Origin of the sequence: Actinopolyspora biskrensis (assembly GCF_013408175.1) — a bacterium.
GTDB lineage: Bacteria > Actinomycetota > Actinomycetes > Mycobacteriales > Pseudonocardiaceae > Actinopolyspora > Actinopolyspora biskrensis.
This window is the reverse complement of sequence record NZ_JACBYW010000005.1, coordinates 362,793-377,734: the sequence shown is the minus strand read 5'-3', so window position 1 is coordinate 377,734 and position 14,942 is coordinate 362,793. Positions and strand designations below refer to the sequence as shown.

The window sequence follows — 14,942 nt, the reverse complement described above, 5'->3', positions numbered from 1 at the left end:
CCCTCGGGGCGTCCGCCCGGCGGCGGCACGGAAGTTACCCCCGACGCTCCGGTCGCCGCCGGGTCATCGGTTCCCGAGGTCGGGCCCCGTCACAGCACACGTCCAGGTCCTTCGCTTTTGGTAAACAGGATATACCGATATTCATTCCACAAGGTCATGAGACAGTAACGGTCGTGCAGTGACGCGCGGAACCGATCGCTTGTCTGGTCGCGTCCGATCGTCACGCCCGATCGGGCGCGTTCCACGGGAGGTCGCCTCCGGCAGGTGAGGGGGTTCCCTGGGGCACACCGACGAACTTGACACGGGAAGCAGCGGGGGAGATGAGCAGTCAGCAGCCGAGCCGACCGGCTATTACACCCGCGATGCGGGAACAGGCAGCGCAGCAGCCGAACAGCTGGCTGTACGTGGTGGATCCGATCTTCACCGACCCCAGCGCGGAGGTGCCGCCGTGGGGTTTCATAGGGGGATTCCGCGTGGACGAACGCGGGCAGCTCACGGAGGAGTTCTCCCCGAACCCGAACTACCGCCCCTCCCCCGTGGCACTGCGTCTGCCCGCTCCCGCCAACGACGTGGAACGGGCCCTGCAACTCACGAGCACCGGTTACGCGCCGGGTCAGACGCTGCTGGGGGCGCTGCTGGAGGCCGAGCTCATCCTGTTCGCGCAGCCGCAGGGCGACGGCCTGTTCACCCTCGAACACCACTCCGGGCGCAGGCAGCTCCAAGTCTTCACCTCGGAAGCGCAGTTGCCGCAGAACTGGACCAGCTGGCAACGCATGACCGGGCGCTCCCTCGCGGGAATGCGCCCGGTCGGTGTCGACCTCCAGGTGAACCCCGCCAGCTCGACCAAGGTCCGCGTCCCCTGCGAGGACCTGATCCGGGCCGCCGGTCTTCCCGTGGAGATCAACGACGCCCCCGCGGGCCGAGCGGGCGGCGGCCCCGCCGAGGCCACCTCCGTCACCGCGCGGGCCGACCTCGAGAACGTCGAGCGGTCCAACGGGCACTCCCGGAACGAGGCCCCCGCCGAGGCCGAACCGGTGCGGGCCTCCGAGGGCAGCGCCCCGGAGGCGGAGCCGGGGCCCGCTGAGTCCACCGAGCGCGAACCGGTCGGCACGGAACCGTTCGGGGACCGTTTCCTCGGGAGTCTGCTGACCGCGGCGGCGGGAGACGCGCTGGGAGCGCCCGTCGAGTTCTACCCGGTCGAGCAGATCAGGAGCCGCTACGGCGCGGAGGGCATAACCGACTACGACCGCGGCGGGGAGCACGCGGGGGAGTTCACCGACGACGTGCAGCTGGCCCTGTTCGCCGTCGAGGGGATGATCCGGGGACACGTCGCGGTCCGCTCGGGCGCCGCCACCACACCGTTGGCCTCCGTCCAGCTGGGCCTGCAACGCTGGCTGCACACCCAGGGGTATTCCTGGCAGCGCGCGGCGGGGCCTTTCGCGGAGACACATCCCGAACCGGACGGCTGGCTGGTCGAGCTCCCCGAGCTCTTCTCGGTGCGTTCACCGGCCAGCAGCAACATAAGCGCCCTGCGCGAGTTCGTCTCCGCGGGGACTCCGGGCAGCATCGGTGCCCCGCTGTACCGCTCCGACGCGCACGGCGGTGTGTTGCGCGCGCTCCCGGCCGCGCTGTGGTCGACCGACCCGCGCGAGGTGTTCGAACTGGCCGCGGGCTGCGCCGCGCTGACCCACGGCTCCCCCGGCGGCTACCTGCCCGCGGGAGTGTTCGCGGTGCTGCTGCGTCGGTTGCTGGACGGTGTGCAGCTGCCCGAGGCCTTGACCGAGGCCCGCTCGATCCTCGCCGAGCACGCTCCCGACTCCACCACGGAACGGGCGCTGGCCTCCGCGGTGAGCCTGGCCGAGCACGGGAAACCGAGTCCCGAGCGCCTCAAGGACGTGCTCGGGGCCGGCTGGTCGGCCCCAGAGGCGCTGTCCATCGCCGTCTGCGCGGTGCTGAGCACCGACAGCCTCGCCGGTGCGGTGCTGCTCGCGGTCAATCATTCCGGGGACAGCGATTCGACGGGGGCGATCTGCGGAGCCCTCGCCGGTGCCGTGCACGGCAGCTCGGCGCTGCCCGGAGTGTGGTTACGGGACCTGCACGCCCGTGAAGCGATCACGAACCTGGCCAAGGACGCGCTGCTGGAGTTCGGGGCGAATCCCCCCGAGGACGAGCAGTGGGCCCGGCGCTATCCGGGCAGGGGGGATGTCTCCGCCCTGGAGTTCGGGCCCGCCTTCCCCGGCCCAGAGGTCTTCGCCGCGGAGGGGCCGGAGACCGCGGAGAACGGGGAGGGCTCGGACCCCGCGGAAGACGCCTCGGAGCCGGAGAACCAGGTGGAGGACGCCGAGCCCGCGCGGGACGAGCCCGGGAAGTCCCGGACGACCGAGGACTCCCGGAGCGGGTGCTCCACCTCGGGCGGGCTGCTCGGTTCGCTGCTGGGCGGAGCCGTCGGCGACGCTCTCGGCTACATCGTCGAGTTCGATTCGCTGCCGACGATCCGGCAGAGGTTCGGGCCCCAGGGGGTCACCGGGTTTCCCGACTCGGCGGCCGGTTCGGCCGTGGTCAGCGACGACACCCAGATGACTCTGTTCACAATGGACGGGATCATCCGTGCCGGTGTCGGCCGCCGTTCGGGCGAGCCGACCGATCCGGCCGAACTGGTCCAACACGCCTACCAACGCTGGCTGCACACCCAGGGGTTCGACTGGAAGGACGCGCGTGCCCCCGGGGACGCGCACGCTCCGGACGGCTGGTTGATCCGGGTGCGTGAACTGTTCACCCGACGCGCCCCGGGGACCACGTGCATCCAGGCGCTCCACGGGTTCGCCAGCGGCAGGAGGACCGGTTCGGTGGACAGCCCGCTGAACGACTCCAAGGGCTGTGGCGGGGTGATGCGCGCGGCGCCGGCCGCGTTGTGGTCCACCGACCCCTCGGAAGTGTTCCGCATGGGAGTACGAACGGCCGTGCTGACACACGGTCATCCGAGCGGGTACCTGCCCGCGGGTGCCCTCGCCGTTCTGGTGCGCGTCCTCCTCGACGGACGCACCGTGCGGGAGGCCCTCGACAGGGCGCTGCGTGAACTGTCCACCTGGGACGAGCACCAGGAGACCACGGCCTGCCTGAAACGGGCCGCGGAGCTCGCCGCCGCCGGGGAAACCGGCCCCGAGGTCATCGCGCGGCAGCTCGGCGGCGGATGGGTCGGCGAGGAGGCGCTCGGGATCGCCGTGTACGCGGCGATGACCCATCCCGGCTCGTTCGCCGATGCGGTGCTGCTCGCGGTCAACCACTCGGGCGACAGTGACTCCACCGCTTCCGTCTGCGGCAACATCATGGGGGCGGCGCTGTCCGCCGACTCCATTCCGTCCGAATGGGTGCGGGCCCTCGAGCTGCGCGAGACGATCGAGCGGATCGCGGCCGACGCCGAGCGCGAGTTCGGCCCCGAACCCCCGGACGAGCCGGAGTGGTACGAGCGCTATCCGCTTCCGTCCGCCGCGGAGGAGCCAGCGGCGGCTCGGTCGCGGAGCTGGTTGACCGTACAGCCCCCCACCGCGGAAACGGACGACTTCACCGAGATCACTGCCGCGGACACCGCGGGGCCGGAAGAGACGGCCACCGCAGGGCGTGGAATCGTCGCTGCTGAGCAAGAAACCACCGCTGAGCAGGATCAGGACGAGCTCCCCCTCTCGGAGAACGCGGCCGCAGAGGGGGCCGGGGCTGCCGAGTCCGAGCCCGACGCGGCGGACACGAGCGAACCGCACGTTCCGGAACACGTGCCGGGAACGGCGGAGCCGGGTTCCGACGCGGAAGCCGCGGACACTTCCCCGCCACCGGGGTCCGCGGACGAAGCCGTCACCGTGGCGGCGTTCCAGGCCGCCGGCCGCTCCGAAGCGGACGGCGGCACGACCGACTCCCCGGGAACGGAGCCGACGAAGCTGAGGATCCACTGGAAGAGCACCGCAGAGCAGCACACTGATGAACGGCACACCTCCGAGCGGGAAACCACCGAGCCCGCTTCCACCGCATCGGAGCCCTCGTCCGAATCGTCCGGAACCCGGCCGGAGGAACGGCACGCCGACTCCGACGACTCCCCGACCACCGACGCGGACACCGACACCGACGACGCGGACGCCCCCGATGGCGCGCTGTCCACGGCGGAGTCCCGGTTGCTGACCGCGTGGCGGCGCGTGCAGGACGGCGAGGAGCACGTCCCCGCCGAGCTCTACGAGGGGTTGCGCGCCCTGGCGGTGGAAGCGTTCGGACCGGACGAGGCCGGCAGGCTGCTCGGACGGCGGGGCGCGGAGGCCGAGACCCCGGCGGGGCTTCCGGGGGAAGCACCGTTGAGTCTGGACACCGGCCAGCGGATCGCGGGCTGCGTGCTCGGCACGGCCTGCGGTGACGCGTTCGGCTCCCCGCTGATGTTCACGCGGGCGGACCAGGTGGAACCGGCGGACCCGGAGAGCGGGCTCCCCGAGGTCTTCGGTGGTCACGGCCGGGGCAGCGCCATAACCCAACAGCTCGTTTTCGTGCTGCACGGTGCGATCCGGGCGGAACTGCGGCGGAAGCTGTACGAGTCCGAGACGAGCACGGTCGACAGCATACGCGCGAGCCTGCGGCAGTGGATTCGTACCCAGGGAGTTCCGCTCGCGCCTCCGCGAAGCGGGACGTGGCCTGCCGCGCTGCCCGAGCTCAACGAACAACGGTTCCCCGATCACGCGAGTCTCGCCGCGCTGGCCGATTCGGACGAGCACGGTACCGTTCCGAGCCCGTTGAACCCGCCGAACTCGGCGGACGGTTTCCTCGCCACCGCACGCGCCGCGCCGCTCGGGCTGTTCGTTCCCGATCCGGGCAAGGCCTTCGCCCTCGGTGCGGAGGCAGCCGTGCTGACCCACGGGAGCCCGGACGGATACCTGCCCGCCGGGGCTCTCGCGGGACTGGTCAACGTGCTGACGAGCGAGGCCCCCCTCTCCGAGGCGGTCGAGACGGTGCTGACCGAACTGGACAAGTACGAGGGAGGGGCGAACACGGCGCGGGCACTCCGCTCGGCGGTACGGCTGGCCGAGCGCGGCAGTCCGGCCCCCGAAACGCTGCATCGTCTCGGTACCGGCTGGCAGGCACCGAGCGCGCTGGGCATCGCGGTGCTGGCCGCGCTCTCCCGTCCGGACTCGTGGCAGCGCGCCGTCACGCTGGCGGGAACCCACTCCGGGAACAGTTCCGCCACAGCGGCCATCTGCGGTGGGCTGTTGGGAGCGGCGCGCGGGGACGACTCGCTTCCGGCGAAGTGGACCGACTCGCTGGAGCTGCGCGAAGTCGTGGACACGCTGCTCGCGGACCGGGACCGTCTCCCCGAACTCACCGCCGGTGGACAGCCCCCGGAATGGACGCTGCGCTACCCGGAGGCGGAGGCCGCGCGTAACGGGAGCGGCGGCTGAACCGATACATCGGTGTGGCGACCCGGTCGTACGACGCCGTCCCACCTGTCGCTCGGACGGCGGAACGAGAGCACCCTCGACAGAGCACCGCTGGAACGGCGGGCGGCGTAGGCGAGAGGACGAGCGCCCTGGACGAGAACGAAGCACGATTACTCGCGGTCCTGCGTGCCGGAAGGGCTCCGGACGAGGCCGGGGACGAGCGGCGGCGACGGCTGCTGACCGTCTGGCGTGGACTCGTCGCGGACCCGGCGCGGCCCCTGTGGGCCACCGGGTTGCTGCACCGGCTGACGTGGTCGCAGGACTCCCCCTCCGAAGGGGCGGACTCCGCGCGGGCGGGGCTGTTCGGGGAGTTCCCCGAAGCGCAGGGACGGCTGCTGGGGATGCTGCACGGCTGCGCGGTCGCGGAGGCGTTCGTCCGCGGGAACACCGCGGCCACCGCCCGCACCACCGCCGTGCTGTCCGTCGTGGAGGCGTTGGTCCACGCCCACGCGGAGCGGAGGACGCGCGGGGAGGCCGATCCGGTCTCGGCCGCGCTCCGGGGGCAGCAGCGTTGGCTGTACTCGCGCGGCATCGCCTGGAACCAGTGCGTGCCGCACCGCCCGGACAGCACCGGACCGCAAGGGGGGCTGGCCGCCGACGCGCGGATGCGGACGGCGGGCGAGGGGGACCCCGTGACGCTGACCTCCCTGGCCCGCATCGCGGCGGGTGAGCGCCCCGGTTCCCCGGAAGAGCCCGTGAATTCCGCCGGTTCGGCCGGTGCCGTTCCGCTCGGCGCGGCTGCCGCGCTGTGGGCCGCGGACGCGCGCTCGGCCCTCGTGCTGGGTGAGCGCATCGCCGCGCTCACCCACGGAGGACGGGACGGGTACCGCCCCGCCGGGGTGCTGGCCGCCGTGCTGTTCGCGCTGCTGCGTGGGGAGGACCTCGAGAGGAGTTCGGTCGCTGCCCTGGAGCTGCTGCCGCACGACCGGCCGTGCGAGCAACCGGCCGAGGCCGTGCGGCTGGCCCGGTTCCGCCCGGCCGGACTGGTGCCGAGCCGGAGGAACCTGGAAGCGGCCGCGGACGGGAGCACCGGATCGGGGGCGCTGGCGGTTGCGCTGCGCGCGGCGCTCGGCTGTCCCGGGGACTTCACCGGGGCACTGCGCGTCGCATCCGACCACGGCGGTGACACCGTGGCCTCGGCGATGCTCTGCGGCCAGCTCCTCGGAGCGCTGCACGGCCCGGAACTCCTCGACCTGGGCCCGCACCGCGCGCCGTCCGTCGCGCCGCTGGCCGAGCGGGTCACCGCCGAAGCCGCGTCCGAGTTCGGTCCCCGTCCGGAAAGAACTCCACAGTGGATGGGCCACCACCCGGTCCGTCCGGAGGAGCCGGAGCGGGAAGAGGTGCCGGGGCACGAACCCGATGGTGCGGCCTGGCAGTCCCGCTTCGTGCGGTGCGTGCGCGGCTGCGCCGCCGGGGAGGCCCTGGGTGGGGCCGTCACCGCGGAGACCTGGCGCGAGATCAGGGACCGCTACGGCTCCGAGGGGATCCGGGAGTACGTACCGGCGGGATATCCGTCCGGACGGATCGGCAGCGAGACCCAGCTGCTGCTGTTCACCCTGGAGGGGGTGGTCCGCGCGGGTGTGGCCGGGCGGGGCGACGACTCCCCGCGGCTTCCGACCCGGCAGGTGCAGCACGCCTGCCAGCGCTGGCTGCACACCCAGCACCTGAGCTGGGCGCGCGCGGCGGGCGAGTTCCTGTCCACCGCACCGGAACCGGACGGGTGGCTCGTGGAGCAGCGGGCGCTGTTCCAGACCCGCACCCCGGGCAGGACGATGATGCGCACGCTGATCGCCTTCGCCAAGGGGCAGCGGGAGATGGGTGCGCCGGAGACCCCGGACAACGACTCGGACGGCAGCACCGCGCTGCTGCGTGCCGTGCCCGCCGCGCTGTGGAGCCGGGAGGACGCGGAGACCTTCCACGCAGCCGCCGAGCTCGCCTCCCTCACCCACGGTCACCGCGACGTCAGGCTGAGCACGGGCGTGCTGGCGGTGCTGGTCGCGCGGCTGCTGCGCGGGGCGAGCATCCCCGAGGGGATCACCGCCGCGCTGGAGACGCTGGACGAGCACCCCGAAAGCGGTAACGTCCGCGCCGGTGTGACCGCGGCGCTCGAACTCGCCGAGTCAGGTGTGGTCCCGCCCGAGCACGTCGAGAACACCCTCGGATCCGGGTTCAAGGCGGTGGAGGCCCTCGGGATCGGGCTCTACTCCGCGCTGAGCGCGCACGGGGACTTCGCCCAGGGGCTGCGGACCGCCGTCAACCACTCCGGCAACAGCGCCGCGTGCGGGGCCGTCAGCGGCGGGCTGCTGGCGCTGTCCTCCCCCGAGACCATGGGCGAGCACTGGTTCCTCGAACTGGAGCTGCGCGACACCGTGGAGCGAATGGCCACCGACGCCACCCTCGAGTTCGGACCCGCTCCCCCGGAGACCTCCGAGTGGTTCGAGCGCTACCCGGCGAGCTGAGTTGTCCGGCTGCCCGGAGCGGGCTCGTTCCACTTCGGTCAACGGGGGTGGCTCGGCGATGTCCGGAGGTTCGGCGTGAGGTCGCTCCGGTCGCGGGTCCGGCGACGAGCTCGGTGTTGACGAAGGTTTCGGGAACCGCTGTTGGCGTCGACCTCACGACTACGCCATGACCTTCATCGGCGAAGCGTGTCCGACTCCCTCCAGAACCGGAGTCGAGCACCAGGTGGAACTTCGCCAACAACGCCAGGAACGTTTGAATCGTGCGGGAAACCCCACTCGGCTACGCTGCGTCCTCGACGAAGCCGCGTTGCACAGACTGGTCGGCGGACCCGAGGTGATGCGCGAGCAGCTCGAACACCTGATCGAACTCTCCGAGAAACCGAACATCAACATCCGGGTGGTGCCATTCGCCGCCGGAGCACACGCGGGCAGCAAGAGCGCGTTCTCCCTGCTGAGGTTTCCCGAGAACCTGAACACGGACGCCGTTTACCTGGAGAACGAGCGAGGAGCGGTCTGGTTGGAGCGTCCCGCCGACATCGAGCACTACACGACCGTGTTCGACCTCATGAGCTCCCGCGCACTCGACGCGAGCGCCTCGATGGAACTGGTGGCTAGTCTGGCTTCGTCCCTGTGAGAACGACAAGGAGAACCAGACGATGACCGACCTGTTATCGGCTACGTGGCGGAAGTCCTCGTACAGCGGGACGAGCGGCCAGTGCGTCGAGGTCGCGGACTACCTCGACGCGGTTACCGCCGTGCGGGACTCCAAGGACCCGACCGGCAGCGCGTTGGTCTTCGACCGAACCAGCTTCACCGGCTTCCTCGAAAGCGTCAAAATCGGCGAACTCGACCGCTGAGCAACGCCGAACAACGAAGGAGGTCCCGCCCTCCGGTGGGGCCCCTTCGCTCGACGCGGCCGACCACTCACCGTTACAGTACTTCCGTCTTCCCTAGGCGGCTCTGCCGTCTGTTCTCTTCTTCTTGGTCGACCGCGTTACGCGACTCGGGGTGCGTTTACAGCTTACGCGCTTTGGAACACTTCTTCTTTTTCTCTTAATTCTACTGATCGGTCATCGCACGACACGTGTCTTTGCCTCCGCTGCAGGAGGTTTCTTGTGATATCATCAATGGAGGACACATGAGAACATCAACGATAAAACAGCACAACACAGCACGCGCAAACTCCAGAAGATCAATTCCGCATGCATCAAACATGATCTCCCTGTCACGTGCCATCCCCTTAACCTTCTACGAAACTTTACTTAATCAATCAACGCGACAAAACTACTACCAGACTCACCCCGAGTCGCCATAGAGAAAATTCATCTGCACATCCTTCGACACACACCAATCACCGAAACGAACAGCCGGAGCGGATACAATCCACTCCGGCCGACAAGCAGTCAATTTATCTACATATCACCTCGAGGATAACCATTTTTCAATCCTACATGTTTCGTTTTTCTCCACGTAAATTCTTCGCACTCAAAAGCACCCCCAATGAGACAACGAACACCACCCAAGAAACGAGAAAGTTTTGCCATTTCCAAATTATGAATAAATTAAACGCGAAGCCCACCAAAGAGGTCGCCAGCAAAAAAATGTAAAACTTTCTTCCGCTGTAACGGCGAGACTTCATATATCATCCTAAGCCAATACAGATCAGCACTCATAGTGACCACCCCAAGCGTTAATCAGGCTCGCACCCGCGAAAACTCCACCAAGTGCCCAGGCTGCCCCTCCCGTAGCCAAACCGCCCACTACAACACCCCCTGCAGTAATAACTGTTGAACCGTACAAGTATTTTCTCGAGCACGCATTGAGCCCGGTCGGATCAGAGAGGTTGGTCGGGTTGCATTCCGCGTAGGCGTAGAGGTTGGACTCCTGCCTGCTGGGGTCGGTCTGGGTGAACCACTTCGTGTCGGTGTCGTAGTAGCGGTGCCCGAACATGTAGTCACCGGTGTCGAGCTGGTAGGAGCCGTTGTAGCGGAACGGGTTCTCCTCGGCTGCCTTTCCGGTGGCGGTGGTTTCGCCGTAGGTGCCGTACTCGTAACTGCCCGCGATGGTGCCGTCCTCGGCCAGCAGCGCCAGCACGGTGCCACGCTGATCGGTGATCGCGTTGTAACGCTTGCCGTCGGGCCCGGTCTTGGTGATCAGTTTCCCCGCGGGATCGCGGAAGTAGCCGGTCCGCTGCCCGTTGTCGGTGATACTGGTGATCCCCATCGCTGTGTGGGTGAACACGTGCTGCACCGTGTTGCCGCCGGTGGTTTCGGTGATCGAACGTGGCGTGGTCTGGTCCGCGGTGTCGTAAACCGCCTTGTCGATACTGCCCGAGGGTAGCTGTGCGCCGGTCAGCTGGTTGGCAGCGCTGTACTCGTAGCTCGCCCCGTCACTGCTGCCGGTGAGGTTTCCCGCGGAGTCGTAGTCGTAGCTGGTGCCTCCCTTCTCCGTGAGCTGGTCGGCGGCGTTGGTGGTGTAGCTCGTACCGTTCGGACCGCTGGTGATGTTCGAGGCGGTGTCGTAGCCGTACGAGCCGGCACCCGAGTTGCTGGAAGTGATGCGCTGCAGCGCGTCGTAGTCATAGCTGTTCCCCGTGCCGTTGATGTTCCGGTACTGCAACAGCGTGGTGTCCGAACCATCCGGTGCGGAGTACGAGTAGCTCGTGTCGAACTTCGTGATCCCGTCGGTGTCGGTGACCGTGATCCCCGTCTGACGACCGGCTGCGTCGTAGGTCATCGTCTGCTTACCAGCACCGGGGAACGTGACGCTGGTTCGTTGATCTGCGGCGTTGTAACCGAAGGTGGTGGTCTGACCGCTCGCATCGGTCATGGAGATCAGCCGATTACCCGCGTCGTAGGAGTACGTGGTCTCCCCGTTCGGGTCGGTCATCGAGACCATGTTGCCCGCCGGGTCGTACTCGTACGAGATGGTTTCCGTCGAACCACCGGCGGAACGCTTCTTCTCCGTCATCAGCCCGGCACGCAGATACGTGAACGTGGTCGTGGCGGACGAGGTTTCCCGCGCGGTCATCTTACCGAGAGAGTTGTAACTCATCGTCTGCGACACGGTGCCGTTGTGACTGACGGACACCACACGATCGAGCTTGTCGTAGGAGTACTCGGTGGTGTTGCCGTTTCCGTCGGTGACGCTGGTGACCCGGGACAACGCGTCGTAGGTGTAGGTGATCGACCCCAGCGGACCCGGCTGCTGGATCTCGGTGAGGTTGCCCGCCTCGTCGTAGGAGTACGTCGTGGCCGCACCGTTGCCGTTGACCTGCTTGGCCAGGGTCCCGTCGGAGTTGTAGGTGTTGGCCCGCAGTGTCTTGTCGAGATCGGCGGAACGGACCTCGGTCAGATTGCCCGCCTCGTCGTAGGAACGGGTTTTCGTCCGCTCCTGCGGGTCGGTGATCGAGGTGGGCAGGTGCGGGTGAGTCGAACTGTCGTATCCGACGGTGGTTTCGGCCCCGGTCGGCAACTTGGTGCCCACCAGGTTGTTCAGCCGGTCGTACTCCGAGGTGGTCGAGTTGTTCAACCCGTTGGTGTTGGTCTGCACGTCGCTGTTGGGCGTCCAGGTCTTCGACTGCTCGTTGCCCAGCGCGTCGACCGCCTTGATCTGGCGACCGCGTTCGTCGTAGGTGTAGACGGTCTCGTTGCCGTTCGGATCGGTCTGAGTCGTCGTGTGGTCACCGTAGGAGAACTCGGTGACGGCCACTGTGGTCCCGTTGGGCTCGTGGACCTCGGTCACTTGGTCAGCGCTGTTGTAGCTGAAGACGTACTGGCTGTAGTCCGGCAGTGTGAGCCGGGAGAGATTGCCCGAGTCGGTGTAGTTCAGCAGATACCGGTTTCCACCACGGTCGGTGAACGTGGTCATCCGTCCGGCATCGTTGTAGGTGTACTTTCCTGCGGAAGTACCCGTCGGGTCCGTGATGCCGGTGATCCGCCCGCCGCTGTCGTGACTGAAGGTGGTCACCCGCCCCTGCGAGTCGGTCACCGAAGCCAGCGTGCCGTCGTCGTTGTAGCGGTAGGTGTTGGCGTTGCCGTTGCGATCGGCCTGCGCCGACAACCACCCCTGTTCGGTGAACGACCAGGTCTTGTTGGAGCCGTTCCAGGTGAGTTCGTAGCTGCCGTCGGACAGCTGCGCCAGTTCGGCGTCCACGCCGGGCGCGGGATCGAAACCTCCCGAACCGTCCGCGGTGAACGTCGCACAGTAGCCCGAGGCCCCGTGCAGCACCGCGTCGTCACCCTCGAACGTCAACCCGATGTCGCCACCCGCGTTGATGTTCCAGCCGGAACCGTAGGTACCCCCACCGGAGAGCTTGCTGTTGTAGACGTGATTCAACGACAGGTTCTGCCCGGTTCCCCTGATGGTGAGATCCCGGGCGGTGGCGACCATGTTGCCGTTGAACGTGTTCACCCCGATCTGGACTCGGTCCGATATCCGGAACCGTTCCATCGGATACTGCGGCAGTACCCCGGTGGCCTGCCCCGATTCGCAACTCACCGTCGAGGCGGAGCTCTGCGCGGCAGCGGTCCGCCTCTTGGAGGACCGCTCCTTGCCCGGAGCGTCCCACTGTTCGGCGGGTGCCACCCCTCCCTCGGGAGAACGATTCACGTTCTCGGGAGGCGTCCATGCGCTGTCCGGTTCGGACAGACCGGTGCTCGGCACCGGTGCGGCTCCTCCTTGCTGCTCAGCGGCCTGCGAAGCCACCGGAACGCTCATCATCAGTGCGGATATGCCTGTCACGGCGATGCCGCTCAGCACTCTGCCACGCACCGAGCGATGTCTTGAACTCATGCTTCGTCGCTCTTTCGGTTCGTCCCGCTCGGCCTGGCACCACTCGTGCCCGGGACCGGGCAAACTGATAATTCAACGAAGTCGACCCGAAACAGCACGAAATCATAACTGTGATCGCACTCATCTGTGGATGACCTCCGCACGGAGCAGAGCGGTGTGTCCTGAACCACTTTAGTTTGTTGCGTAATCCAACTACATCTACGTTTCCTCGCCGGCGGTGTGGAACTCGGCCCCACACCGCCGGACCAGACATCCGAACCCGGTGCTGTCCCCACGGAGGAAATCCCATGCTCGTTGCCCGTCGAAGAGGTTGGCGGGCGGTACTGACCGCCGGCATCGCGGCCGGTGCCGTGCTGCTTCCCGGAGTCGCTACCACGAAGGCTTCCGCAGCCGAAGCAGCCGAATCCACGCCGACTCCGGTAACCGCAGGCTCGATGCCCACGCCGCAGACCAACGGCACGATCTTCTCGGTGACCATCGTCGGAGACACCGCCTACGCGGGTGGCATGTTCACCAAGGCACGCCCCGACGGAGTAGCGCCCGGCGGTGACGGTGAGGTCACCCGGCACAACCTCCTCGCGTTCGATCTGGACACCGGAGAACTGCTGCCCTGGACCCCCGAAGTCGCCGTCAGTCAGACACTCCAGAACTACCCGGGCCCGTACTGCCGAGAGGTCGAAGGACCTGCCTGGGCCTGTGACTCGGTGTTTCAGCTCGAAGCCTCCCCGGACGGCTCCGAGCTCTACGTCGTCGGGGACTTCGATCAGGTCAACGGAGAATGGCGCTCCCGCATCGCCCGCTTCGACACCGCATCGCGCGAGCTGGACCCGAACTTCGATCCCCGTGCCACCGGTCGTGTCCGCGGCCTGTCCGCAACCGAGAACACCGTCTACTTCGGTGGAGCGTTCGACGCCGTCGACGGCACCGCTCGTCAACGCCTGGCCGCCGTGGACACGGACGGAAGCCTCACCTCGTGGAACCCGTCCGTCGACAACGAGGTGTTCACCGTCCAAGCCGCGCCGGCGCAGCAACGTGTACTGCTCGGTGGTGCTTTCAACGCGGTCAACGGGGAACAGCGCCGCGCCATGATGGCCGTGGACGACACCTCGGGGGCGAACGTCTCCTGGCAAGCCCGCGTGCCCGCAGGCAGCGAAGTGGTCACCGACATCGCTACCGACAGCACGGGCACCGCCTATTTCGGCGCCTACGACCACAGCAACAACGAGGTCCGGTTCGAAGGACGCACCGCCATCGACATCGCTACCGGCGAAGCCGACTGGTGGGACGGGTGCTACGGAGACACCCAGGGAGTCGCCGTGGCCGACGGCATCCTCTACAGCGCTTCGCACACCCACGACTGCGCGGCCATGGACGAAGTCACCGACGACCAGTACTACCGCTTGCTGGCGGAAACGACCACGGCGACGGAAACCGCGACGGCTACGTCCAACCACGTCGAGAAAGGCGATCCCGTGCCCGGGGTGCTGCCGTGGTTCCCGAACACCGACCAGGGACCGGCGGGCTCGGCGTGGCAGCACGGCCCGTGGGCGGTCGACGCGACAAGTGAGTACGTGCTGGTCGGTGGCGAGTTCACCACCGTCAACGGGAAAGACCGGCAGAGCCTCGCCCTGTTCGGTGCCCGCGACGTCCCCGGATCCGTCGACAACGGACCCAAGCAAGCGTTGCTGACCTCTCCGGACCTTTCCCGGGACGCGGACGGCAACGTGACGATCACTTGGAACACCACCTGGTCGGCCCAAACCACGAACATCCGCTACGAGGTGATCCGCAGGGGAGCCGACGAACCGATCCACACCGTCACCCAGCGCAACCGTCCCTGGAACACGCCGCGACTCAGCTACACCGACACCGAGCACACGGCAGGCACCTACCGCATCCGCGCGGTGGACACCGACGGCAACGCCATCGGTTCCCCCAGCACCACCATCTCGGCATCGGAGGACTGACCCGTGCTCGCTGTGGCACTGACACTCGGCGTGATCTGGCTGGTGTTGTCGTTGCGGCGGGCGAACCACACGATCGACGCGATTCTGAGCGAAGAACTCGATCGGGCGACTCCGGATAGTCCGGCGGATTCCCGCACACCGGAGTCCGGGTACGTTGCCTCCGCTTCCCACCAGTGGCGGTAGCCGTACAACGGTTCCGACGCGGTGCGGTTCCCCGGGGACCGCACCGCGTGCTCCCGCGGTGTCGTCACACGTGC

Annotated in this window: 6 protein-coding genes; 5 read left to right on the top strand and 1 reads right to left on the bottom strand. The window is 67.8% G+C overall.

Features of this window, described 5'->3' with window-relative positions; translation table 11 throughout:
* The first annotated feature begins 362 nt into the window (after positions 1-362).
* The 4 genes from FHR84_RS15065 to FHR84_RS15050 all read left to right on the top strand — a co-directional run bounded on the left by FHR84_RS15065 (position 363) and on the right by FHR84_RS15050 (position 8,781).
* Positions 363-5,426, top strand: coding sequence for a type VII secretion system-associated protein (locus FHR84_RS15065; RefSeq protein WP_179536140.1), 5,064 nt, complete (start codon positions 363-365; stop codon positions 5,424-5,426).
* Between the two features lie 14 nt (positions 5,427-5,440).
* The gene (locus FHR84_RS15060) at positions 5,441-7,924 is read left to right on the top strand and encodes an ADP-ribosylglycohydrolase family protein (RefSeq protein ID WP_343075292.1); all 2,484 of its coding nucleotides are present in this window, start codon (positions 5,441-5,443) and stop codon (positions 7,922-7,924) included.
* Positions 7,925-8,090: 166 nt separating this feature from the next.
* Complete coding sequence (locus tag FHR84_RS15055) at positions 8,091-8,558, top strand: DUF5753 domain-containing protein (protein ID WP_179536139.1); 468 nt, start codon at positions 8,091-8,093, stop codon at positions 8,556-8,558.
* Between the two features lie 22 nt (positions 8,559-8,580).
* The gene (locus FHR84_RS15050; protein ID WP_179536138.1) at positions 8,581-8,781 is read left to right on the top strand and encodes a DUF397 domain-containing protein; all 201 of its coding nucleotides are present in this window, start codon (positions 8,581-8,583) and stop codon (positions 8,779-8,781) included.
* Positions 8,782-9,586: 805 nt separating this feature from the next.
* On the opposite strand, the gene FHR84_RS15045 is transcribed toward FHR84_RS15050, so the two are convergent.
* Positions 9,587-12,718 carry an RHS repeat-associated core domain-containing protein gene (locus tag FHR84_RS15045; RefSeq protein ID WP_179536137.1) on the bottom strand — a complete coding sequence of 1,044 codons (3,132 nt, stop codon included), beginning with the start codon at positions 12,716-12,718 and terminating at the stop codon, positions 9,587-9,589.
* Positions 12,719-13,005: 287 nt separating this feature from the next.
* On the opposite strand from FHR84_RS15045, the gene FHR84_RS15040 reads away from it, so the two are divergent.
* Positions 13,006-14,685: a delta-60 repeat domain-containing protein gene (locus FHR84_RS15040; RefSeq protein ID WP_179536136.1), complete on the top strand. Its 1,680-nt coding sequence runs from the start codon at positions 13,006-13,008 to the stop codon at positions 14,683-14,685.
* Positions 14,686-14,942 lie beyond the last annotated feature (257 nt).